Consider the following 22,301-nt stretch of genomic DNA (forward strand, 5'->3'; position numbering starts at 1 on the left):
GTGTCACTTTCGCTTTGGCAGCAGTGTCTTGCCCGATTGCAGGATGAGTTACCAGCCACAGAATTCAGTATGTGGATCCGCCCGTTGCAGGCGGAACTGAGCGATAACACGCTGGCTTTGTATGCGCCAAACCGTTTTGTGCTCGATTGGGTAAGGGACAAATACCTTAATAACATCAATGGACTGCTGAACGATTTCTGCGGGTCAGATGCCCCACAGCTGCGCTTTGAAGTGGGTACAAAGCCGGTCACCCAAACCGTTCGTGAAACCGTAAACGTCGCAGCACCTGCTCAGGCCGCTCCTGTTCCGGCCCCTCGCGTCGCCCCCGCTCGTCAGGGGTGGGATAATGTTCCCGCACCGGCTGAGCCAACCTACCGCTCTAACGTAAACGTGAAACACACGTTCGATAACTTCGTTGAAGGTAAGTCGAACCAGCTGGCGCGCGCGGCGGCTCGCCAGGTTGCTGATAACCCCGGTGGGGCCTACAACCCGCTGTTTCTGTATGGCGGCACGGGTCTGGGTAAAACGCACCTTCTTCATGCGGTGGGCAACGGCATTATGGCGCGCAAGCCCAATGCTAAAGTGGTGTATATGCACTCCGAGCGCTTCGTTCAGGACATGGTAAAAGCCCTGCAAAACAATGCGATCGAAGAGTTTAAACGCTACTATCGTTCCGTTGACGCGCTGCTGATCGATGACATTCAGTTCTTTGCCAACAAAGAACGATCGCAGGAAGAATTTTTCCACACCTTCAACGCCCTGCTGGAAGGTAATCAGCAGATCATTTTGACCTCGGATCGTTATCCAAAAGAGATCAACGGCGTTGAAGATCGTCTGAAATCCCGCTTCGGCTGGGGCCTGACCGTGGCGATCGAGCCACCGGAGCTGGAAACCCGCGTCGCGATCCTGATGAAGAAAGCCGATGAAAACGACATTCGCCTGCCGGGTGAAGTGGCGTTCTTCATTGCCAAGCGTCTGCGCTCCAACGTGCGTGAGCTGGAGGGGGCACTGAACCGCGTTATCGCCAATGCCAACTTCACCGGTCGTGCGATCACCATCGATTTTGTGCGTGAAGCGCTGCGCGATTTGCTGGCATTGCAGGAAAAACTGGTCACTATCGACAATATTCAAAAGACGGTGGCTGAGTACTACAAGATCAAAGTGGCAGATTTACTGTCTAAACGTCGTTCCCGCTCGGTGGCGCGTCCGCGTCAGATGGCGATGGCGCTGGCAAAGGAGTTAACCAACCACAGTCTGCCGGAAATCGGGGATGCGTTTGGTGGCCGTGACCATACGACCGTGCTGCACGCTTGTCGCAAGATTGAGCAGTTACGCGAAGAAAGCCACGACATAAAAGAAGATTTTTCCAATCTAATCAGAACATTATCATCGTGACGCTATGAAATTTACCGTTGAACGTGAACATTTATTAAAACCGCTGCAACAGGTGAGTGGCCCATTAGGCGGCCGCCCAACGCTGCCTATTCTCGGAAACCTGCTGCTTCAGGTCGCGGACGGTACGCTGTCGCTGACCGGTACAGATCTGGAAATGGAAATGATCGCGCGCGTTACGCTGACGCAGCCGCACGACGCGGGCGCGACCACGGTTCCGGCACGTAAATTCTTTGATATTTGCCGCGGGCTGCCGGAAGGCGCTGAAATCGCCGTGCAGCTGGAAGGCGACCGTATGCTGGTGCGCTCTGGCCGCAGCCGTTTCTCGCTCTCCACGCTGCCTGCTGCGGACTTCCCGAACCTGGACGACTGGCAGAGCGAAGTGGAATTTACCCTGCCGCAGGCGACGATGAAGCGTCTGATTGAAGCCACGCAGTTCTCTATGGCGCATCAGGACGTTCGTTACTACTTAAACGGCATGCTGTTCGAAACCGAAGGTGAAGAGCTGCGTACCGTGGCGACCGACGGCCACCGTCTGGCGGTCTGTTCCATGCCGATTGGTGACTCACTGCCAAACCATTCGGTGATCGTGCCGCGTAAAGGGGTGATTGAGCTGATGCGTATGCTCGACGGTGGCGACACGCCGCTGCGCGTGCAGATCGGCAGCAATAACATCCGCGCTCACGTGGGCGACTTTGTCTTCACATCGAAGCTGGTTGACGGCCGTTTCCCGGATTATCGCCGCGTATTGCCGAAGAACCCGGACAAAACGCTGGAAGCCGGTTGTGATAGCCTCAAGCAGGCGTTTGCACGTGCGGCCATTCTCTCTAACGAGAAATTCCGCGGCGTGCGTCTGTATGTGAGTGAAAACCAGATCAAAATCACCGCCAACAACCCGGAGCAGGAAGAGGCAGAAGAGATTCTGGACGTCACCTACGCCGGGGCTGAGATGGAAATCGGCTTCAACGTTAGCTACGTGCTGGATGTGCTGAATGCGCTAAAATGCGAGAACGTGCGCATCCTGCTGACCGACTCCGTTTCGAGCGTACAGATTGAAGATGCCGCATCACAGTCGGCTGCCTATGTTGTCATGCCAATGAGACTGTAATGTCGCTCACCCGTCTGTTGATCCGCGACTTTCGCAATATCGAAAGCGCGGATCTCGCTTTATCCCCTGGCTTTAACTTCCTGGTTGGCGCGAACGGCAGCGGCAAAACCAGCGTGCTGGAAGCCATCTATACGCTCGGCCACGGCCGGGCGTTTCGCAGTTTGCAGATTGGTCGCGTCATTCGCCACGAGCAGGAATCCTTTGTTCTGCACGGGCGTTTGCAGGGCGAGGAGCGGGAAACCGCCATCGGCCTGACCAAAGACAAGCAGGGCGACAGCAAGGTGCGCATCGACGGTACCGACGGTCACAAGGTGGCCGAGCTGGCGCTGCTGATGCCGATGCAGCTGATAACGCCCGAGGGGTTTACTTTACTCAACGGCGGCCCCAAATACAGAAGAGCGTTCCTCGACTGGGGATGCTTTCACAACGAAGCCGGATTCTTTAACGCCTGGAGCAACCTGAAGCGTCTGCTCAAGCAGCGTAACGCCGCGCTGCGTCAGGTGACGCGCTACGCCCAGCTGCGTCCGTGGGACATGGAGTTAATCCCTCTCGCGGAACAGATCAGCCGCTGGCGTGCCGAATACAGCGCAGGTATCGCCGAAGACATGGCCGACACCTGCAAACAGTTTTTACCTGAATTCTCTCTCACCTTCTCCTTCCAGCGCGGCTGGGAGAAAGAGACGGACTATGCCGACGTGTTAGAGAGAAGCTTCGAGCGCGACCGCATGTTGACCTACACCGCGCACGGCCCGCACAAGGCGGATTTCCGCATTCGTGCTGACGGTGCGCCGGTGGAAGACACGCTGTCGCGCGGGCAGCTCAAGCTCCTGATGTGTGCGCTACGCCTGGCACAGGGGGAGTTTCTCACCCGCGAGAGCGGGCGACGCTGCCTGTACCTGATAGATGATTTTGCCTCGGAACTTGACGACGCGCGGCGCGGGCTGCTTGCCAGCCGCTTAAAAGCCACGCAGTCGCAGGTTTTCGTCAGCGCGATAAGCGCTGAACACGTTATAGACATGTCGGACGAAAATTCGAAGATGTTTACCGTGGAAAAGGGTAAAATAACGGATTAACCCAAGTTGAAATGAGCGAGAAACGTTGATGTCGAATTCTTATGACTCCTCCAGTATCAAAGTCCTGAAAGGGCTGGATGCGGTGCGTAAGCGCCCGGGTATGTATATCGGCGACACGGATGACGGCACCGGTCTGCACCACATGGTATTCGAGGTGGTAGATAACGCTATCGACGAAGCGCTCGCGGGTCACTGTAAAGACATCGTGGTCACCATCCATGCGGACAACTCCGTCTCCGTCACCGATGACGGTCGTGGCATCCCAACCGGTATTCACCCGGAAGAGGGCGTCTCTGCGGCGGAAGTGATCATGACCGTCCTGCACGCAGGCGGTAAGTTCGACGATAACTCCTATAAAGTTTCCGGCGGCCTGCACGGCGTGGGTGTTTCGGTAGTAAACGCCCTGTCGCAGAAGCTGGAGCTGGTTATCCAGCGCGAAGGCAAAATCCACCGTCAGCTCTATACGCACGGTGTGCCGCAGGCACCGCTGGCCGTCACGGGCGATACCGACAAAACCGGTACCATGGTGCGTTTCTGGCCGAGCCTCGAAACCTTCACCAACGTCACCGAGTTTGAGTACGACATCCTGGCGAAACGCCTGCGTGAACTGTCGTTCCTGAACTCCGGCGTCTCGATTCGCCTGCGCGACAAGCGTGACAACAAAGAAGACCACTTCCACTACGAAGGCGGTATCAAGGCGTTCGTTGAGTATCTGAACAAGAACAAAACGCCTATTCACCCGAATATCTTCTACTTCTCCACCGAAAAAGACGGTATCGGCGTGGAAGTGGCGCTGCAGTGGAACGACGGTTTCCAGGAAAACATCTACTGCTTCACCAACAACATTCCACAGCGTGACGGTGGTACTCACCTTGCAGGCTTCCGTGCGGCGATGACCCGTACCCTGAATGCCTACATGGACAAAGAAGGCTACAGCAAGAAAGCGAAAGTCAGCGCCACCGGTGACGATGCCCGTGAAGGCCTGATTGCCGTTGTCTCCGTGAAGGTGCCGGATCCGAAGTTCTCCTCACAGACCAAAGACAAGCTGGTCTCTTCTGAGGTGAAATCGGCGGTTGAGCAGCAGATGAACGAACTGCTGAGCGAATACCTGCTGGAAAACCCGTCCGACGCGAAAATCGTGGTGGGCAAAATTATCGATGCGGCGCGTGCCCGTGAAGCGGCGCGTAAAGCCCGTGAAATGACCCGTCGTAAAGGCGCGCTGGACTTAGCTGGCCTGCCGGGCAAGCTGGCTGACTGCCAGGAACGCGACCCGGCGCTGTCCGAACTGTACCTTGTGGAAGGGGACTCTGCGGGCGGTTCTGCGAAGCAGGGCCGTAACCGTAAGAACCAGGCGATTCTGCCGCTGAAGGGTAAAATCCTCAACGTTGAGAAAGCCCGCTTCGACAAGATGCTCTCTTCTCAGGAAGTGGCGACGCTCATCACCGCGCTGGGCTGCGGCATCGGCCGTGACGAGTACAACCCGGACAAACTGCGCTACCACAGCATCATCATCATGACCGATGCGGACGTCGACGGCTCGCACATCCGTACGCTGCTGTTGACCTTCTTCTATCGTCAGATGCCTGAAATCGTTGAGCGTGGCCACGTCTACATTGCCCAGCCGCCGCTGTACAAAGTGAAGAAAGGCAAGCAGGAACAGTACATCAAAGATGACGAAGCGATGGATCAGTACCAAATCGCGATCGCACTTGATGGCGCAACCCTGCACGCGAACTCGCACGCTCCTGCACTGGCCGGTGAGCCGCTGGAGCGTCTGGTGTCCGAGTTCAACGCCACGCAGAAAATGATTACGCGTATGGAACGCCGTTATCCGAAAACGCTGCTGAAGGAGCTGGTTTATCAGCCAACCCTGACCGAAGCCGATCTGAGCAACGAGCAGACCGTCACCCGCTGGGTGAACGCCCTGGTGACCGATCTGAACGAGAAAGAGCAGCACGGCAGCCAGTGGAAATGCGATGTTCAGCAGAACGCCGATCATCAGTTCGAGCCGATCGTTCGCGTGCGTACCCACGGCGTCGACACCGACTACCCGCTGGAGCACGAATTTGTGACCGGTCCGGAATACCGTCGTATCTGCACACTCGGCGAGAAGCTGCGCGGCCTGATCGAAGACGATGCGTTCATCGAACGTGGCGAACGTCGTCAGCCGGTAGCCAGCTTTGAGCAGGCGCTGGACTGGCTGGTGAAAGAGTCCCGTCGCGGCCTCGCGATCCAGCGCTATAAAGGTCTGGGCGAAATGAACCCGGAGCAGCTGTGGGAAACCACCATGGATCCGGAAAGCCGTCGCATGCTGCGCGTGACCGTTAAGGACGCGATTGCTGCAGACCAGCTGTTCACCACCCTGATGGGCGATGCGGTTGAACCACGTCGTGCCTTCATCGAAGAGAACGCCCTGAAAGCGGCAAATATCGATATTTAATCGACGTGATACCGCACGATAACTGGCCGCGCTTTTAGCGCGGCTTTTTTATGGGCGCAGGCATATCCAGCGACATCACGGACGGTAAACGGCTCGCCAGCGTGTCTATGGCCATTCTTACCCTCAGCGGCAGATGCGGCGTCTGCTGCCAGACCGCATGGACGTCAAAATGGACATCCGGCGCCTGCTTCAGGAGCGGGACGAGTTTTCCCTGATGGATTTCTTTAACGGCCATCCAGCAGGGGAGCCAGGCAATGCCGTGCCCGGTCAGCGCCGCGTCGCAGATGGCCTGCAAATCATCCATATTGAGTGATGAACGGGGAGTAAAACTGTGCGAGGTCCCCTCATTATCCATCAGCTGCCAGGAGAGGACTCTGCCTGCGCGCAGATAGTTAATCGCCGTATGATGGGGTAAATCAGCCACGCTTTGCGGCTGGCCTTTCTTCTGCAGATAATCCGGCGCGGCACATAGCACCATGCGGTGTTCCCCCAGCTTTCTGGCGACCAGCACGCTGCTGTCCTGCAGCGTGCCGTTACGCACCGCCATATCAAACCCTTCCTCCACCAGATCCACCACGCGGTCGCTGAACGACATTTCAAGCTCAAGCCCAGGGTGTTCCTGCGCCAGTTCTATCAACAGCGGCGCGACGCACTGGCGACCAAAGAGCACCGGCATGGCAACACGCAGGCGGCCACTGACCTGCTGTTTCCCTGTTTCAAGCAACGACTCTGCGCCTCGAATCTCCTCCAGCGCGCGCAGACAGCGCTCGTAGAACAGGGCGCCGTTATCGGTGAGCCGCTGGCTGCGAGTGGTGCGCTGAAAGAGCCGTACTCCGAGGCGTTCCTCAAGGCGAGCAATGCTTTTTCCCACCGCCGAGCGCGACAGGTGCAGGCGAACTGCGGCCTGTGCAAAGCTTCCTGCCTCCACGGCAGCGACAAAAACAGGAATATCTTTCAGCGTATCGGTCATGGATTGTATCCATTCAGGCATCAATAAAGAGAAAACTTATCGCCACTGGTGACGAAGAGTCAACGCTAGACTGTCGGTACTGAAGCTTATTTGATCGCAGGAGAGAGAAATGACAGAGACAATGCAACGCTGGACGATGAACGCCCTCGGGCGCGAGAGCCTCACACTCACTCAGGAGCCCATTCCACAGCCAGGCCCGGGTGAAGTACGCGTACGGGTGAATGCCGTTGCGCTCAACTATCGCGATAAAATGGTGATTGAAGGCACGATGCCGATTCCGCTTTCCTTCCCGTTTACCCCGGCGTCTGACATGGCGGGCGTCGTAGACAGCGTTGGTGAAGGCGTCACGCGTTTCCAGCCCGGCGCTCGTGTTATCTCAACCTTTTTCCCGGAGTGGATCGACGGTAAACCGCAGGCGGACGCGCGCAATTTGCCCTACAGAACGTCCGGTGGATACTTCCAGGGAATGCTGGCCGAGTATGTGATTGTGAAGGAAGACGCGCTGGCGGCATCGCCGGAAACTCTGGATGACGCAGAGGCCAGCACCTTACCCTGTGCAGGGCTTACCGCCTGGTTTGCGCTGGTGGAACGCGGCCAACTGCGCGCCGGGCAATCGGTGCTGGTACAGGGGACGGGCGGCGTGGCGATTTTCGCCCTGCAAATTGCCAAAGCGCACGGCGCAGAGGTATTTGTCACCTCGGGGAGCGATGAAAAGCTGGCGTTGGCCAAAAAACTGGGGGCCAGCCAGGGCATCAACCGCCTGAAAGGCGACTGGGCTGAAAATACGCTGGCACTGACGCAGGATCGCGGCATCGACCATATTATCGAAACCGTGGGGGGTGATAACCTGAAGCACTCCCTGCGCGCCGTTGCCGTTCATGGACGTATCTCGGTCATTGGCGTGCTGGCCGGCACTGACATTTCGCTCTCTGCTGGCGAACTGTTGCTGAAATCTCCCGTCATTCAGGGGATCGGTGTAGGACACCGCAGGGCGCTGGAAGATTTCGTCCGCGCTGTTGATGTCACCGGCCTGAAACCCGTGATTGAGCATCGCTACCGTTTTAACGAGCTTGAACAGGCACTTGAGCATCTGGATCGCGGTGCGTTTGGTAAAATCGTTCTCACTCGCGAGTAGGTCTTTATTCCCCGGGAGAAGCGTAAAAGGGGGCTTTTGTTGCGCAATATAGCTCTATTTTTGTGTGCTTAATCGCGTTAGCATGAGGCAGCACTCATTTATCCCGGGGAACTCATGGCTATCAAACTTATTGCAATCGATATGGACGGCACGCTGTTGCTGCCAGACCACACTATCTCTCCAGCCGTTAAGAACGCGATCGCCGCGGCACGCGCCAAGGGTGTGAATGTGGTCCTCACTACGGGGCGTCCGTATGCGGGCGTGCACAGCTACCTGAAAGAGCTGCATATGAATCAGCCTGGCGACTACTGCATCACCTATAACGGCGCGCTGGTACAGAAAGCCGCGGATGGCAGTACGGTTGCGCAAACCGCGCTGAGCTACGATGACTACCGGTTCCTGGAAAAACTGTCCCGTGAAGTGGGCTCCCACTTCCACGCCCTCGATCGCAATACGCTTTATACCGCCAACCGTGATATCAGCTACTACACGGTACATGAATCCTACGTGGCGACCATTCCGCTGGTGTTCTGTGAAGCCGAGAAAATGGATCCGGCCACCCAGTTCCTGAAAGTGATGATGATCGACGAGCCGGAGATCCTGGATAAAGCGATTGCGCGCATTCCGGCCGAGGTGAAAGAGAAATACACCGTGCTGAAAAGTGCGCCGTACTTCCTTGAAATCCTCGATAAACGCGTCAATAAAGGCACCGGCGTGAAATCGCTGGCCGACGCGCTGGGCATCAAGCCGGACGAAATCATGGCGCTGGGCGACCAGGAAAACGACATCGCGATGATTGAATTCGCGGGCATGGGCGTGGCGATGGATAACGCCATTCCGTCGGTGAAAGAAGTGGCTAATTTTGTCACCAAATCTAATCTCGAAGACGGCGTGGCTTACGCCATTGAGAAGTTTGTGCTGAACTAAACACCCGCTTGCTATACCCTGATGCGATAACTGCGCATCAGGGTATCCTCATGAAACAAATCACCTTCGCTTCCCGCAACCACCAGCTGACCAACATCAATACCTGGACGCCGGACAGCCAGTGGCTGGTCTATGACGTGCGCCCGTCAGGTGCATCGTTCACCGGAGAAACCATCGAGCGGGTCAACGTCGGCACGGGCGAGGTAGACGTGGTTTACCGCGCCACTGACGGCGCGCACGTTGGCGTGGTGACCGTTCATCCTGCGCAAGAGAAATACGTCTTCATCCACGGTCCGAAAAACCCGGATGCAGACTGGCACTACGATTTTCATCATCGTCAGGGAGTGATTACGCATCACGGTCAGGTGAGCAACCTGGACGCGATGGATATCACTTCGCCATACACCCCTGGCGCGCTGCGCGGCGGCAGCCACGTCCATGTCTTCAGCCCGAACGGCCAGCTCGTCAGCTTTACCTATAACGACCACGTGCTGCACGTGCGCGATCCTAAACGTGATTTACGCAACGTCGGCGTGGCGGCGCCTTATGGCCCGGTGAAGCCGCAGGGTAACCATCCCCGCGAATACCCGGGCGCTTACTGGAGCGTGCTGGTCAGCCGCACGACGCCCAACCCGCAGCCGGGCAGCGACGAAATTAACCGCGCCTATGAAGAGGGCTGGGTGGGCAACACCAGGCTGGCGTTTATCGGCGATACCCTCTCTGCGCAGGGCGAAAAAGTTCCGGAACTGTTTATCGTCGACCTGCCGGAAGAGGAGCAGGGCTGGAAACGCGCGGGCGATGCGCCGCTGCAGGGCACCGAAGAGACCCTGCCAGCTCCGCCTGCTGGGGTGAAGCAGCGTCGTTTGACCTTTACGCATCAGAGGGCCTATCCGGGTCTGGTGAACGTGCCGCGCCACTGGGTTCGCAGCAACCCGCAGGCGACGCAGATCGCGTTTCTGATGCGCGACGATAACGGCATTGTGCAGCTGTGGCTGATCTCGCCTGAGGGCGGCGAGCCGCGCCAGCTGACGCAGACCGCGAGCGGTATTCAGTCTGCGTTTAACTGGCATCCGGCGGGTGACCGACTGGGGTTTGTGCTCGAAAACCGGATCGCCTGCTGTGACGCGCAGACTGGAGAGGTGACGTTTTGGACGTCCGATCACGGCAATCCGCCGTCTGCTGATGCCGTCGTGTTTTCCCCGGACGGGCGCTTTATCGCGTGGATGGAAGAGACAGGAGGTTTCCGTCAACTTTGGTTAACGGAAACCGCGCAGAACTAGCGTGGAGGCATGTCAGCGGGCGGGATAACGGCGTTTGTCGCCAGATTCTCCTGCTCGCTTTTTTCTACCCGTGAGCGCACGGAGTTGTCCTTACGAAACATATCCCACGGCAGCAAAAGCGTATCCGCCACAGCCGTAAACGGCATATCCAGGATAACCAGGGATTTGGTGCCCCAGTTTGTATCGTCATCGGAGATCATCGCCGCGCTGGCGCGCGTCCCCGGATATGTTCCTTCTTTACCGCCGGTGTGAGACATCACGCTCGAACACCCGCAAAGTAAAACAACCCCGCTGAACGTCGTCAGCTTTATCAGAACATTTTTCATCATCACTCAGTCATCGTTAATGGCACTGCATAGACCTGCAACTCAGGGTTATAACGAGCCTTAACCAAAATGGATAGCCCGATAACCCCGCACTGTGGCAGCCATCGCAATTTAACCCTTTGTGCTGTTGTCCCAGTCTAAGCGAGATGCAGGAAAGTGCAAAAAAAAGTGCAGTCGTCGTGCTTGAAAAGCCCGGTTGCAGACCCATTTTAAGAATACGACCCGATAACGAACTCGCCTGATGGGTGTTCGGGGGGCGCAAAGGCCTGTCCATGGTGGAAGGCTTAATTTTCTCGCTGATTTCAGGAGTTTTATTTATGCGTAACTTCGATCTTTCTCCGCTATACCGTTCTGCAATTGGTTTTGACCGCCTGTTTAACCATTTAGAAAATAACCAAAGTCAGAGCAACGGCTACCCTCCATACAATGTTGAGCTGGTTGATGAAAACCACTACCGCATCGCCATTGCCGTCGCCGGTTTTGCAGAAAACGAACTGGAGATCACCGCGCAGGACAACCTGCTGGTGGTGAAAGGTTCCCATACGGCCGAGCAGAAAGAGCGTACCTACCTTTACCAGGGCATCGCTGAGCGCAACTTTGAACGCAAGTTCCAGTTAGCCGAGAACATTCACGTGAAAGGCGCGAACCTGGTCAACGGCCTGCTGTTTATCGAACTGGAACGTGTGATTCCGGAAGAGAAAAAACCGCGTCGTATCGAAATTAACTAATTATGCGGGTCGCACGAGCGGCCCACCCAGACTTGCTTGCCGTAATGGGAGCATATGCGAGTCCATCCGGATTTGCAGGAACAACTGCGCACAAAATTAAACTGTGCCGAACTCGCTTCTCAGAAGGAGATTTAGTATGCGTAACTACGATTTATCCCCCCTGCTGCGCCAGTGGATTGGTTTTGACAAACTGGCTAACGCCCTGCAAAGCACCGCTGAGCAACAGACGTTTCCGCCGTACAACATCGAAAAAAGCGACGATAACCACTATCGCATCACCCTGGCGCTGGCCGGCTTCCGTCAGGAGGATCTGGATATCCAGCTCGAAGGCACGCGTCTGACCGTGAAAGGTACGCCGGAGAAACAAGAGACCGAGACCAAATGGCTGCATCAGGGGCTGGTTAATCAGCCGTTTAGCCTGAGCTTCACCCTGGCAGACCATATGGACGTCTCAGGCGCAACGTTTACCAACGGGCTGCTGCATATTGACCTGACCCGTAACGTACCGGAAGCCATCGCCCCGCAGCGTATCGCCATTAGCGACCGGCCGGCGTTAAACAGTTAACAAGCCCGCCGAACCTGTAGGTCGGGTAAGGCGCAGCCGCCACCCGACACCGCTCACAGACCGCACAAGGCCCTGCCCCGGCAGGGCTTTTTTGTGCGCCATCGCCCATACAACCGCCCACGGCTCTGAGAGAATCCTTAGCATAACTAAGGTTATGCCAAGGAAGTGGATCATGAGTGATATCGCGTTAACCGTCAGCGTGTTGGCCCTGGTCGCTGTTGTTGGCCTGTGGATAGGGAATATCAAAATCCGCGGCGTCGGGTTTGGGATAGGCGGGGTGCTGTTTGGCGGCATTTTTGTCGGCCACTTTGCCGACCAGCTCGGGCTGGTGCTGAGCGCCGAAATGCTCCACTTTACTCAGGAGTTCGGCCTGATCCTGTTCGTTTATACCATCGGGATTCAGGTGGGGCCGGGTTTTTTCGCCTCTCTTCGTGTCTCCGGCTTACGGCTCAACCTGTTTGCCCTCGGCATTGTGGTGATGGGCGGGCTGGTCACCGCCATTCTGCATAAAATCTTTGCTATCCCGCTGCCCGTGGTGCTGGGCATTTTCTCCGGGGCGGTCACCAACACGCCCGCGCTCGGTGCCGGGCAGCAAATCCTGCGCGATTTGGGCATCGAACCCGGCATCGTCGACCAGATGGGGATGAGCTACGCCATGGCCTATCCGTTTGGCATTTGCGGCATTCTGCTCTCCATGTGGTTGGTCCGCGTCCTGTTTCGCATTAACGTCGATAAAGAGGCAAAGGACCACGAAACCACGCTTACCAACGGCCATATGCCGATCAAAACCATCAACATTCGGGTTGATAACCCCAACCTTAACAATATGGCGATTCAGGACGTGCCGATCCTGAACAGCGCCAATATCATCTGCTCGCGCCTTAAGCGCGACGATATGCTGATGGTCCCCGCGCCCGGCACCATTATTCAGCAGGGCGATCTGCTGCATCTGGTCGGCCAGCCCGGCGATTTAAACAACGCGCGGCTGGTGATTGGTCAGGAAGTGGATACCTCGCTCTCAACGCGCGGCACCGATATGCGGGTGGAACGCGTCGTGGTGACTAACGAGCACGTACTGGGTAAAAAAATACGCGATCTGCAGGTAAAAGAGCGCTATGACGTGGTGATCTCCCGCCTCAACCGTGCGGGTGTCGAGCTGGTCGCCAGCCCCGAGGCCAGCCTGCAGTTCGGGGATATCCTCAACCTGGTGGGTCGCCCGTCGTCCATCGACGCCGTGGCGGATATGGTGGGTAACGCCCAGCAGAAACTGCAGCAGGTGCAGATGCTGCCGGTGTTCATCGGTATTGGACTTGGCGTACTCCTTGGCTCCATCCCGCTGTACGTGCCGGGCTTCCCGGTGGCGCTCAAGCTGGGCCTGGCGGGCGGGCCGCTGATTATGGCGCTGATCCTCGGGCGTATCGGCTGCATCGGTAAGCTCTACTGGTTTATGCCGCCGAGCGCCAACCTGGCGCTGCGCGAGCTGGGCATCGTGCTGTTCCTGGCGGTGGTCGGGCTGAAGTCCGGCGGGGATTTCGTCGATACGCTGATCAAGGGGGAAGGGATGAGCTGGGTCGGCTACGGCATCTTTATCACGGCAATTCCGTTGCTGACGGTAGGCATACTGGCGCGGATGTTCGCCAAAATGAACTACCTGACGCTGTGCGGCATGCTGGCGGGCTCCATGACCGATCCGCCCGCGCTGGCCTTTGCCAACAACCTGCACACCACCAGCGGCGCGGCAGCGCTCTCCTATGCCACCGTCTATCCGCTGGTGATGTTCCTGCGCATCATTACGCCGCAGCTACTGGCGGTGCTGTTCTGGGGGATGGGCTAGCAGGTCGTCCGGGTGGATGCGCCGCAGATGGTAGTCCACCTGGTAATCACTGGTATTTCGGAACATCACGGAATAATTGAGGAACTCGCCGCTGTCGCTGTAGGAAAGGGAGGTGATACGCAGCAGCGGCGTCTGTTCCGGCAGGTTCATATAACCCGCCAGCTGCTTATCGGCCAGCACCGGCGTCAGGCTCTCGTAGTTGCCGCTGATGGTGATCCCGCACTCCTTCTCGATGTAATCAAACTTTGACCCTTCAAGATGCGCCAGCGACAGATTGCGAAACAGCTTCACCGGCATAAAGCTGTCCTCCAGCATCAGCGGCTTTCCGTCCACGTAGCGCACCCGTCGGGAAAAGTAGATCCGCTCATCCACCTGAATTCGCAGCTGGCTGGCGATGGCGGGCGGGGCGGGCATCACTTCGAACTGCAGCACCTTGCTCTGCACCTCTTTTCCCTGCTGACGCAGCACCTCCACCAGCCCGGTCAGGTTGGTGGTTTCGTGGTGAACGTCTTTGCGTGACACAAACGTGCCGCTGCCGTGCCGCCGTTCAACCAGCCCCCAGCTCACCAGCAGATCCAGCGCCTTGCGGATGGTCATTCGCGCCACGCCGAACTCCTGCGCCAGCGCTTTCTCGCCCGGCAGCGGACTGCCGATGTTGTAGTCCGACGAATTCAGCCGCAGCCGCAATCTGTCAGCAATGGATTTGTAGATCACCAGTAGACCTCTCTGCCCTTATCAGGGCGTGGATGGCGTCCTGACATGTCCATATTTACCGCAAAAAGTAGACCTGATTGGTCAAAATAAAACCATGAATGCGATCACGAATCGCAGCGGCACGCCATGTTCGCGCATCAGTAAGTTCTTATGCTCACCTCAGGCCAGCAAAAAACCATAAAGGCCTCTACCCCTACAGGTTGTTTCATGAGGATTTAAAAATGCTCAGTCAAATACAACGTTTTGGCGGTGCCATGTTTACCCCGGTGTTGCTGTTTCCGTTCGCCGGGATCGTGGTGGGAATCGCCATCATGCTTCGCAACCCGCTGTTTGTCGGCGAAGCCTTAACGGCCCCCGATCATCTTTTCGCGCAGATTGTTCACATCATTGAAGAGGGCGGCTGGGCGGTGTTCCGCAATATGCCGCTGATTTTTGCCGTCGGCCTGCCGATTGGCCTGGCGAAGCAGGCCCAGGGCCGCGCCTGCCTGGCGGTGCTGATTAGCTTCCTGACCTGGAACTACTTCATCAACGCGATGGGGATGACCTGGGGCCACTTCTTTGGCGTCGACTTCTCCGCCGAACCGACGGCCGGTAGCGGGCTGGCGATGATTGCCGGCATCAAAACGCTCGATACCAGCATCATCGGCGCCATCGTGATTTCAGGCATCGTCACCGCCATCCATAACCGCTATTTTGACAAGCCGCTGCCGGTGTTTCTGGGGATTTTCCAGGGCAGCTCATTTGTCGTTATCCTCGCGTTCTTCGTCATGATCCCCTGCGCCTGGCTGACGCTGCTGGGCTGGCCGAAAGTGCAGATGGGCATTGAGTCTCTGCAGGCGTTCCTGCGCTCTGCCGGGGCGCTGGGCGTGTGGGTGTATACCTTCCTGGAACGCATTCTGATCCCAACCGGATTGCACCACTTCGTCTACGGTCCGTTCATCTTCGGCCCGGCGGCGGTTGAGGGTGGGATTCAGGTCTACTGGGCGCAGCATCTGCAGGAATTCAGCCAGAGCACCCTGCCGCTGAAAACCCTCTTCCCGGAAGGCGGCTTCGCCCTGCACGGTAACTCAAAAGTGTTCGGCTCGGTCGGGATTGCGCTGGCGATCTGGTACACCGCGTCGCCGGAAAACCGCGTCAAGGTCGCGGGGCTGCTGGTCCCGGCCACGCTTACCGCGGTGCTGGTGGGCATTACCGAACCGCTCGAATTCACCTTCCTGTTTATCTCGCCGCTGCTGTTTGCCGTTCACGCCGTGCTGGCGGCGACCATGGCGACGGTGATGTACACCTTCGGCGTGGTCGGGAACATGGGCGGCGGCCTGCTGGACCAGTTCCTGCCGCAAAACTGGATCCCGATGTTCCATAACCACGCCGCGACGGTCTTTACCCAGATCGGCATTGGCGTCTGCTTCACCGGAATTTACTTCGTGGTTTTCAAAACGCTGATTGCACGTCTGAACCTGAAAACCCCGGGCCGGGAGGAGAGCGAAATCAAGCTCTACAGCAAGGCCGACTATAAGGCGGCGCGCGGGCAAACCACCTCCCCGGCCGCGGTCAGCCAGCAGGTCGGGCAGGCCGCCGGATTCCTGCAGGCGCTCGGCGGCGCGGCCAACATCGAAAGCATCAACAACTGCGCCACCCGCTTGCGCATCGCCCTGGTCGATATGGCGAAAACGCAAAGCGATGACGTCTTCAAAGCCCTCGGCGCCCACGGCGTGGTGCGACGCGGCAACGGCATTCAGGTGATTGTCGGCCTGCACGTTCCTCAGGTGCGCGACCAGCTGGAATCGCTGATGAAAACCCCCTTAACGAATGAACAAACCACCCTGACAGAGGCTATATCATGAAAAAATTCTCAGTTGTCATTGCAGGCGGCGGCAGCACCTTTACGCCTGGTATCGTCCTGATGCTGTTAGCCAACCGTGACCGTTTTCCGCTGCGCGCGCTGAAGTTCTATGACAACGACGGCGCGCGTCAGGAGACCATCGCCGAAGCGTGCAAAATCATCCTTAAGGAGCAGGCTCCGGAGATTGAATTCAGCTACACCACCGATCCGAAAGCGGCCTTTAGCGATGTCGATTTCGTGATGGCGCATATCCGCGTGGGTAAATACCCGATGCGCGAAAAAGATGAAAAAATCCCGCTGCGCCACGGCGTGCTGGGCCAGGAAACCTGCGGACCGGGTGGCATCTCCTACGGCATGCGTTCTATCGGCGGCGTGCTGGAGCTGGTGGATTATATGGAGAAATACTCTCCGAACGCGTGGATGCTGAACTACTCCAACCCGGCGGCGATTGTCGCGGAAGCCACGCGCCGCCTGCGTCCGAACGCCAAAATCCTCAATATCTGCGATATGCCGATCGGCATCGAAGGGCGCATGGCACAGATTGTTGGCCTGAAAGACCGCAAAGAGATGCGCGTGCGCTACTACGGCCTGAACCATTTCGGCTGGTGGACGTCAATTGAAGACCTGAACGGCAACGATCTGATGCCGAAGCTGCGCGAATACGTGGCGAAAAACGGTTATGTCCCGCCTTCTGACAACGCCCATACCGAGGCGAGCTGGAACGATACGTTCGCCAAAGCCAAAGACGTGCAGGCGCTGGATCCGGACACCATGCCGAACACCTACCTGAAGTATTATCTCTTCCCGGACTACGTGGTCGCGCATTCCAACCCGGAACGCACCCGCGCCAATGAGGTCATGGACCACCGTGAGAAGCACGTGTTCAGTTCCTGCCGGGCGATTATCGAGGCGGGAAAATCCTCCGCCGGTGAGCTGGAAATCGACGAACACGCGTCGTACATCGTCGATCTGGCGACCGCCATTGCCTTTAACACCCAGGAGCGGATGCTGCTGATTGTGCCAAACAACGGGGCCATCCATAACTTTGATGCCGATGCGATGGTGGAAATTCCTTGCCTGGTGGGCCATAACGGACCGGAGCCGCTCACGGTGGGCGATATTCCGCACTTCCAGAAAGGGCTGATGAGCCAGCAGGTGGCGGTGGAAAAACTGGTGGTGGATGCCTGGGAGCAGCGCTCGTATCAGAAACTCTGGCAGGCGATTACCCTGTCGAAAACCGTGCCGAGCGCGTCCGTCGCGAAAGCGATTCTGGATGACCTGATCGAGGCCAACAAGGATTACTGGCCAGAGCTGCACTGATCGTCCCGACCGGCATCGCCCGATGCCGGTCTCCTTGTCCTTGTCGATTTACGCTATGCTGAAGCCTGCCCGTTGCACGACAAGGAACCTTCATGAAAATTTCCCGCCTCGGCGAAGCGCCGGACTACCGCTTCTCGCTGGCTAATGAACGCACGTTTTTAGCGTGGATCCGCACCGCGCTGGGATTCCTTGCCGCCGGGGTGGGGCTCGACCAGCTCGCGCCTGATTTCGCCACGCCGCTGATTCGCGAGGTGCTGGCGCTGCTGCTGTGCCTGTTCGCGGGCGTGCTGGCGATTTACGGCTACCTGCGCTGGCTGCGCAATGAAAAAGCGATGCGTCTGAAGCAGGATCTGCCCTATACGCGTGGATTACTTATCATCAGCGCGATTTTGCTGGTGGTGGCGGGTGTGGTGATGGTGCTGGTGTTCTATGGCGGATAGCCGCAAAGCGCGACGCGAAGCGGACCCCGGCCTGCAGCCGGAGCGGACGTCACTCGCCTGGCTGCGCACGCTGCTGGGGTATGGTGCGCTGATTGCCCTGGCGATTAAGCACAACTGGCACCGTACCGGGGTGCCGTTCTGGATCTCGCTGGTTGTGCTGGCGCTGGTGGCGATCGTTTTATGGCGCTATACCCGCAGTCGTAACCTGATGGACGTGGCAAAAGAGGATGTTGTGCAGCCGAAGGCGGTGCGGGATAAGTTCTTGATCGCCTTGGCTGTGCTTTCTCTCTCACTGCTGTTTGCGATAACCCACATTCAACAAATTTTGCAGTTGTAGGCCGGGTAAGGCGCAGCCGCCACCCGGCATAATTACTTCCCTTTCGCCAGATACTTCGCCATCTCGTCTTCCGGCACCATGCCGCCGCCGGTCGCCCACACCAGGTGGGTAACGCTGGCATCTGAAGGCACGCGCAGCGGTCCGGCCATGCCCGCCAGCGCGGACGGTTCCAGCCGAATGCCTTCCTCCTGCGCCAGCCAGCCGAGCATGTCGTACATGCTCTGATCGGAAAGCGTATAGAACCCGTCAAGCAGGCGCTCCATCGCGCGGCCCACGAAGCCGGACGCGCGTCCTACCGCCAGCCCGTCCGCTGCCGTTACGTTATCAATGCCCAGGTCCTGTACGGCAATCTCGTCGTGCAGGCCGGTGTAAACGCCCAGCAGCATGCATGGGGAGTGCGTGGGCTCCGCGAAGAAGCAGTGGACGTTGTCGCCAAAAGCCAGCTTCAGGCCAAACGCCACCCCGCCAGGGCCGCCGCCGACGCCGCACGGCAGATAGACGTACAGCGGATGATCGGCATCCACCACGCGGCCCTGTGCGGCAAACTGCGCCTTTAGCCGCTCGCCTGCCACCGCGTAGCCCAGGAACAGGGTGCGGGAGTTTTCATCGTCAATGAAGAAACAGTTCGGATCGCTTTCTGCCGCTTTGCGTCCCTGCTCCACCGCCACGCCGTAATCCTGCTCATATTCCACGACGATGACGCCGTGGCTGCGCAGTTTGGCTTTCTTCCACTCGCGGGCGTCGGCGGACATATGCACCGTCACCTTAAAGCCAATGCGGGCGCTCATGATACCGATGGACATCCCCAGGTTGCCGGTTGAGCCTACCGCAATGCTGTACTGGCTGAAGAAGTCCTTAAAGCGCGGCTCCAGCAGGATGCTGTAGTCATCCTCCACGCTCAGCAACCCGGCGTCCAGAGCCAGTTTTTCCGCGTGGGTCAGCACCTCATAGATACCGCCGCGCGCTTTAATCGAGCCGGAAATCGGCAGATGGCTGTCTTTTTTCAGCAGCAGCGTGCCGGGAATAGACTTAGCAGATTCTTTCTCCAGCCGCGCCTGCATTGCCGGGATCGCGACCAGTTCGGATTCAATAATCCCACCCGTTGCCGCCGTCTCCGGGAAGGCTTTCGCCAGATACGGCGCGAAGCGGTTGAGTCGCGCATGGGCGTCGTCCACGTCGGCTTTGGTCAGCCCGACATAGGGCAGCCCTTCCGCCAGCGTGGTGGTGCGCGGGTTAAGCCAGGTGGTTTCTTTCAGGGCAATCAGATCCTCAACCAGAGGAAACTGTGCGGTTAAAGTGGTGATAGTTGCGTTTTCCATAATACGTCTCTTCGCGCTCAGATAATGAAAGAAAGCAGGAATGTGCCGCCAAGTGCAAGCACCGAGGCGATAAACGTCGCCGTCGTATAGTATTTGAAGGTCTCATTCAGGGTCGCGCCGCAGTACTGCTTCACCAGCCAGAAGAGGGAATCGGTCACGATTGTGCAGCCAATTGCGCCGGAACCGATAGCAATGGTAATGATCTCCGGACTGACGTTCGGGTAGAGCGGCAGCATCGGCGCGACGATGGCCGTGGCGCCCATCATCGCGACCGTCGCGGAGCCAACGGCGGCATGCAGCACCAGCGCCACCAGCCAGGCGAGCAGAATAGGGTGCATGTGCAGGTTCGAGAGAATATGCGCCAGCGAGTCCGCCAGTCCGCTGTTTTTCAGGATGGCGTTGAACGCGCCGCCCGCGCCGATAATCAGCAAAATGTTGGCGATAGAGCCAAAGCCGTGCTCCGTATGGGTCAGCATCGCGCCCATGCCCATATGCTGGCGGATGCCCAGCAGGTAGTAGGCGACAAACACGGCGATAAACATCGCGGTGATCGGGTTGCCGATAAACTCCAGCAGCGTATACAGCGTGCCGTCTTTTGCCATATTCAGTTCGGCGATGGTCTTCACCAGCATCAGGGCAATCGGCAGCAGCACCGTAAACAGCGTGGCGCCCAGCGACGGCAGAGTATGCTCCTCCCGCACCTTCAGGTCTGAAAATTCCGCCGGAACCGGTTTAAACGGCAGCCGATGGCCGAGCAGTTTCAGGAACAGTGGGCCGCCGACCAGAGAGGCCATCAGGCCCACCAGCAGGCCGTAGACGATCACCGTCCCGACGTCCGCCCCTAATTTATTGGTCACAAACAGTGCGGCCGGATGCGGCGGCACCACGCAGTGCACCGCCATCAGCGCGGTACAGAGCGGAATGGCCAGCTTAAGCAGCGACGTATGGGTCTTTTTGGCGATGGAAAACGCCAGCGGGATCAGCAGGACCACGCCCACTTCCACGAACAGCGTAATGCCGCAGATCAGGCCGACCAGCACCATAATCACGTCTGCTGACAGCCAGCGGCAGCGCTGCAGGGCGATCCCGATGCGCTCTGCCGCGCCGGAAACCTCCATCATCTTGCCGAGAATGGTCCCAAGACCAATCACTGCCGCCAGGAAGCCCAGCGTGCCGCCAATCCCGCTTTCAATGGCGTTTACCATATCCAGCGGGCTCATTCCCATCATTGCGCCGACGAAAAAGCTCGCCAGCAGCAGCGCGAGGAACGGGTGAAACTTCAGTTTTACGATGGTTAAAACAATCAACACAATGCTGACCAGCAGCGTTGCCACAACCCAGACCTGAGATCCCATATCTCACCTCACCCTTATGTCATCTGGGGGTATTGGACGAAAAAGCGGCGTGGGCTGACAAACGATATAAATTGGCGTTCAGATGAGCCAGATTGAATCAACTGAGTGACTGCGCTCTAAAAAACGCACTTAACTCGCATTAGGTTCACATAAATTCACCCTTAAACGGTATGCTGAGCGCAGAAACCACGCGTGAGAATTGTGATGACCGATGCAAATGAAGCCAGAAACCGGCTGCTCAACGGCTGGCAACTGTCGAAAATGTACACCTTTGAAGTGGCGGCCCGGCATGAATCCTTCGCGCTGGCGGCGGAGGAGCTGTCGCTTAGCCCCAGCGCGGTAAGCCACCGCATCAACCTGCTGGAAGAGGAGCTGAGTATTCAGCTGTTTGTCCGTTCGCACCGTAAAGTCGAGCTGACGCAGGAGGGAAAGCGCGTTTACTGGACGCTAAAATCGTCCCTCGACACCCTTAATCAGGAAATCCTGGATATCAAAAACCAGGCGCTGTCCGGCACGCTGACGGTCTACTCCCGGCCGTCGATCGCCCAGTGCTGGCTGGTACCCATGCTGGGCGACTTTACCCGCCGCTATCCGTCAATATCGCTCACCGTCCTGACCGGTAATGATTACGTCAATATGCAGCGAACAGGTGTCGATCTGGCGCTCTATTTCGACGATACCCCGCCAAACCATCTGTCTCACCACTTCCTGATGGACGAAGAGATTTTGCCCGTCTGCTCGCCGCAGTATGCCCGCGAGCATGAGCTGTTGAAAAACCCCGATAACCTCAGCCACTGCACGCTGCTGCATGACCGTCAGGCCTGGAGCAATGATTCCGGTACGGATGAGTGGCTGAGCTGGGCGCAACACTTTGCGGTGAATATGCCGCCATCGTCGGGTATTGGTTTCGATCGTTCGGACTTAGCGATTATTGCGGCCATCAACCACGTTGGCGTCGCGATGGGCAGAAAGCGGCTGGTGCAAAAACGGCTTGAACGGGGCGAACTGATCGCTCCGTTTGGTGACAAGACCCTGAAATGTCATCAGCACTACTATATTTCGACGCTTTCTGGCCGTCAGTGGCCGAAAATTGACGCCTTTATCGGCTGGCTGAGAGAACTGGCAGGTTGAAGAATTATTACGCTTTCGCGCTACACCAAATGTGAAAAAGCGTGCTAAATACAGGTAATGCTTT

At 57.6% G+C, this 22,301-nt stretch carries 20 protein-coding genes and 1 other annotated feature; of the genes, 15 read left to right on the forward strand and 5 right to left on the reverse strand.

The window, feature by feature from the left end; all coding sequences use genetic code 11:
- The 4 genes from dnaA to gyrB are packed head-to-tail and all read left to right on the forward strand — an operon-like array spanning window position 1 to window position 6,013.
- Window positions 1-1,395 carry a chromosomal replication initiator protein DnaA gene (gene dnaA, locus ABFV38_RS00005; RefSeq protein WP_039267117.1) on the forward strand — a complete coding sequence of 465 codons (1,395 nt, stop codon included), beginning with the start codon at window positions 1-3 and terminating at the stop codon, window positions 1,393-1,395.
- Window positions 1,396-1,399: 4 nt separating this feature from the next.
- On the forward strand, window positions 1,400-2,500 hold the full coding sequence (dnaN, locus tag ABFV38_RS00010; RefSeq protein ID WP_008500170.1) for a DNA polymerase III subunit beta: 1,101 nt from the start codon (window positions 1,400-1,402) through the stop codon (window positions 2,498-2,500).
- Window positions 2,500-3,573 (forward strand): DNA replication/repair protein RecF, encoded by a 1,074-nt coding sequence (gene recF / locus ABFV38_RS00015; RefSeq protein ID WP_048226779.1) that lies wholly within the window; start codon window positions 2,500-2,502, stop codon window positions 3,571-3,573. Before dnaN ends, recF begins: the two co-directional genes overlap by 1 nt.
- Before the next feature lie 28 nt (window positions 3,574-3,601).
- On the forward strand, window positions 3,602-6,013 hold the full coding sequence (gene gyrB / locus ABFV38_RS00020; protein WP_045909362.1) for a DNA topoisomerase (ATP-hydrolyzing) subunit B: 2,412 nt from the start codon (window positions 3,602-3,604) through the stop codon (window positions 6,011-6,013).
- Between the two features lie 34 nt (window positions 6,014-6,047).
- Here gyrB and ABFV38_RS00025 read toward each other — a convergent pair whose 3' ends face one another.
- Complete coding sequence (locus ABFV38_RS00025; RefSeq protein ID WP_023616016.1) at window positions 6,048-6,983, reverse strand: LysR family transcriptional regulator; 936 nt, start codon at window positions 6,981-6,983, stop codon at window positions 6,048-6,050.
- Between the two features lie 109 nt (window positions 6,984-7,092).
- Between ABFV38_RS00025 and ABFV38_RS00030 the strand changes: the two genes are divergently transcribed.
- From ABFV38_RS00030 to ABFV38_RS00040, 3 genes are all read left to right on the forward strand, one after another.
- Window positions 7,093-8,118, forward strand: a complete 1,026-nt coding sequence (locus tag ABFV38_RS00030) for an NAD(P)-dependent alcohol dehydrogenase (protein WP_348958102.1) — start codon at window positions 7,093-7,095, stop codon at window positions 8,116-8,118.
- A gap of 114 nt (window positions 8,119-8,232) precedes the next feature.
- A complete protein-coding gene (yidA, locus tag ABFV38_RS00035; protein WP_008500165.1) occupies window positions 8,233-9,045 on the forward strand; it encodes a sugar-phosphatase in 813 nt (270 codons plus the stop codon).
- 50 nt (window positions 9,046-9,095) lie between these two features.
- Window positions 9,096-10,325 carry a DUF3748 domain-containing protein gene (locus ABFV38_RS00040; RefSeq protein WP_348958103.1) on the forward strand — a complete coding sequence of 410 codons (1,230 nt, stop codon included), beginning with the start codon at window positions 9,096-9,098 and terminating at the stop codon, window positions 10,323-10,325.
- Here ABFV38_RS00040 and ABFV38_RS00045 read toward each other — a convergent pair.
- Window positions 10,322-10,654, reverse strand: coding sequence for a YceK/YidQ family lipoprotein (locus ABFV38_RS00045; RefSeq protein WP_032662055.1), 333 nt, complete (start codon window positions 10,652-10,654; stop codon window positions 10,322-10,324). The two genes, ABFV38_RS00040 and ABFV38_RS00045, sit on opposite strands and share 4 nt — an antisense overlap.
- Before the next feature lie 249 nt (window positions 10,655-10,903).
- Window positions 10,904-10,975: a sequence feature (ROSE (Repression Of Heat Shock gene Expression) occurs in the 5'-region of heat shock genes and acts as an RNA thermometer to modulate expression.), on the forward strand.
- On the opposite strand from ABFV38_RS00045, the gene ibpA reads away from it, so the two are divergent.
- The 3 genes from ibpA to ABFV38_RS00060 all read left to right on the forward strand — a co-directional run bounded on the left by ibpA (window position 10,969) and on the right by ABFV38_RS00060 (window position 13,778).
- Window positions 10,969-11,379, forward strand: a complete 411-nt coding sequence (gene ibpA, locus ABFV38_RS00050; RefSeq protein ID WP_008500162.1) for a small heat shock chaperone IbpA — start codon at window positions 10,969-10,971, stop codon at window positions 11,377-11,379. (Overlaps the previous feature by 7 nt.)
- Window positions 11,380-11,515: 136 nt before the next feature.
- Complete coding sequence (gene ibpB / locus ABFV38_RS00055; protein ID WP_348958105.1) at window positions 11,516-11,944, forward strand: small heat shock chaperone IbpB; 429 nt, start codon at window positions 11,516-11,518, stop codon at window positions 11,942-11,944.
- Window positions 11,945-12,116: 172 nt separating this feature from the next.
- Window positions 12,117-13,778, forward strand: coding sequence for a putative transporter (locus tag ABFV38_RS00060; RefSeq protein ID WP_111967621.1), 1,662 nt, complete (start codon window positions 12,117-12,119; stop codon window positions 13,776-13,778).
- Here ABFV38_RS00060 and ABFV38_RS00065 read toward each other — a convergent pair.
- Window positions 13,746-14,492, reverse strand: coding sequence for a GntR family transcriptional regulator (locus ABFV38_RS00065; RefSeq protein WP_023618235.1), 747 nt, complete (start codon window positions 14,490-14,492; stop codon window positions 13,746-13,748). The two genes, ABFV38_RS00060 and ABFV38_RS00065, sit on opposite strands and share 33 nt — an antisense overlap.
- Window positions 14,493-14,713: 221 nt before the next feature.
- Here ABFV38_RS00065 and ABFV38_RS00070 point away from each other — a divergent pair, with 221 nt between their 5' ends.
- The 4 genes from ABFV38_RS00070 (at window position 14,714) to ABFV38_RS00085 (ending at window position 18,432) form a co-directional block, all read left to right on the forward strand.
- Window positions 14,714-16,336 carry an alpha-glucoside-specific PTS transporter subunit IIBC gene (locus ABFV38_RS00070; RefSeq protein ID WP_348958107.1) on the forward strand — a complete coding sequence of 541 codons (1,623 nt, stop codon included), beginning with the start codon at window positions 14,714-14,716 and terminating at the stop codon, window positions 16,334-16,336.
- The gene (locus ABFV38_RS00075) at window positions 16,333-17,655 is read left to right on the forward strand and encodes a 6-phospho-alpha-glucosidase (protein ID WP_348958108.1); all 1,323 of its coding nucleotides are present in this window, start codon (window positions 16,333-16,335) and stop codon (window positions 17,653-17,655) included. The genes ABFV38_RS00070 and ABFV38_RS00075 overlap by 4 nt, the downstream gene beginning before the upstream one ends.
- 92 nt (window positions 17,656-17,747) lie before the next feature.
- On the forward strand, window positions 17,748-18,095 hold the full coding sequence (locus ABFV38_RS00080) for a DUF202 domain-containing protein (RefSeq protein ID WP_025756985.1): 348 nt from the start codon (window positions 17,748-17,750) through the stop codon (window positions 18,093-18,095).
- Window positions 18,085-18,432 (forward strand): DUF202 domain-containing protein, encoded by a 348-nt coding sequence (locus ABFV38_RS00085; protein WP_348958109.1) that lies wholly within the window; start codon window positions 18,085-18,087, stop codon window positions 18,430-18,432. Before ABFV38_RS00080 ends, ABFV38_RS00085 begins: the two co-directional genes overlap by 11 nt.
- Window positions 18,433-18,464: 32 nt before the next feature.
- Here ABFV38_RS00085 and dsdA read toward each other — a convergent pair whose 3' ends face one another.
- Together dsdA and dsdX are read right to left on the reverse strand one after the other, a co-directional pair.
- The gene (dsdA, locus tag ABFV38_RS00090) at window positions 18,465-19,751 is read right to left on the reverse strand and encodes a D-serine ammonia-lyase (protein WP_048030329.1); all 1,287 of its coding nucleotides are present in this window, start codon (window positions 19,749-19,751) and stop codon (window positions 18,465-18,467) included.
- Between the two features lie 17 nt (window positions 19,752-19,768).
- The gene (gene dsdX, locus ABFV38_RS00095; RefSeq protein WP_348958110.1) at window positions 19,769-21,106 is read right to left on the reverse strand and encodes a D-serine transporter DsdX; all 1,338 of its coding nucleotides are present in this window, start codon (window positions 21,104-21,106) and stop codon (window positions 19,769-19,771) included.
- Between the two features lie 204 nt (window positions 21,107-21,310).
- Between dsdX and dsdC the strand changes: the two genes are divergently transcribed.
- Window positions 21,311-22,237, forward strand: coding sequence for a DNA-binding transcriptional regulator DsdC (gene dsdC, locus ABFV38_RS00100; RefSeq protein ID WP_348958112.1), 927 nt, complete (start codon window positions 21,311-21,313; stop codon window positions 22,235-22,237).
- The last annotated feature ends 64 nt before the right edge of the window (window positions 22,238-22,301 follow it).

Origin of the sequence: Enterobacter cloacae complex sp. Mu1197, from assembly GCF_040059225.1 — a bacterium.
GTDB classification, from domain to species: domain Bacteria; phylum Pseudomonadota; class Gammaproteobacteria; order Enterobacterales; family Enterobacteriaceae; genus Enterobacter; species Enterobacter quasiroggenkampii.

Bases quoted from the DNA above. Each gene is read 5' to 3' on its own strand.
- recF (WP_048226779.1), top strand. From the start codon at position 2,500: ATGTCGCTCACCCGTCTGTTGATCCGCGACTTTCGCAATATCGAAAGC.
- ABFV38_RS00080 (WP_025756985.1), top strand. From the start codon at position 17,748: ATGAAAATTTCCCGCCTCGGCGAAGCGCCGGACTACCGCTTCTCGCTG.
- gyrB (WP_045909362.1), top strand. From the start codon at position 3,602: ATGTCGAATTCTTATGACTCCTCCAGTATCAAAGTCCTGAAAGGGCTG.
- ABFV38_RS00040 (WP_348958103.1), top strand. From the start codon at position 9,096: ATGAAACAAATCACCTTCGCTTCCCGCAACCACCAGCTGACCAACATC.
- yidA (WP_008500165.1), top strand. From the start codon at position 8,233: ATGGCTATCAAACTTATTGCAATCGATATGGACGGCACGCTGTTGCTG.
- dnaN (WP_008500170.1), top strand. From the start codon at position 1,400: ATGAAATTTACCGTTGAACGTGAACATTTATTAAAACCGCTGCAACAG.
- ABFV38_RS00085 (WP_348958109.1), top strand. From the start codon at position 18,085: ATGGCGGATAGCCGCAAAGCGCGACGCGAAGCGGACCCCGGCCTGCAG.
- ABFV38_RS00060 (WP_111967621.1), top strand. From the start codon at position 12,117: ATGAGTGATATCGCGTTAACCGTCAGCGTGTTGGCCCTGGTCGCTGTT.
- ABFV38_RS00030 (WP_348958102.1), top strand. From the start codon at position 7,093: ATGACAGAGACAATGCAACGCTGGACGATGAACGCCCTCGGGCGCGAG.
- ABFV38_RS00025 (WP_023616016.1), bottom strand. From the start codon at position 6,983: ATGACCGATACGCTGAAAGATATTCCTGTTTTTGTCGCTGCCGTGGAG.
- dsdC (WP_348958112.1), top strand. From the start codon at position 21,311: ATGACCGATGCAAATGAAGCCAGAAACCGGCTGCTCAACGGCTGGCAA.
- ibpA (WP_008500162.1), top strand. From the start codon at position 10,969: ATGCGTAACTTCGATCTTTCTCCGCTATACCGTTCTGCAATTGGTTTT.
- ibpB (WP_348958105.1), top strand. From the start codon at position 11,516: ATGCGTAACTACGATTTATCCCCCCTGCTGCGCCAGTGGATTGGTTTT.
- ABFV38_RS00045 (WP_032662055.1), bottom strand. From the start codon at position 10,654: ATGATGAAAAATGTTCTGATAAAGCTGACGACGTTCAGCGGGGTTGTT.
- dsdA (WP_048030329.1), bottom strand. From the start codon at position 19,751: ATGGAAAACGCAACTATCACCACTTTAACCGCACAGTTTCCTCTGGTT.
- ABFV38_RS00075 (WP_348958108.1), top strand. From the start codon at position 16,333: ATGAAAAAATTCTCAGTTGTCATTGCAGGCGGCGGCAGCACCTTTACG.
- ABFV38_RS00070 (WP_348958107.1), top strand. From the start codon at position 14,714: ATGCTCAGTCAAATACAACGTTTTGGCGGTGCCATGTTTACCCCGGTG.
- dsdX (WP_348958110.1), bottom strand. From the start codon at position 21,106: ATGGGATCTCAGGTCTGGGTTGTGGCAACGCTGCTGGTCAGCATTGTG.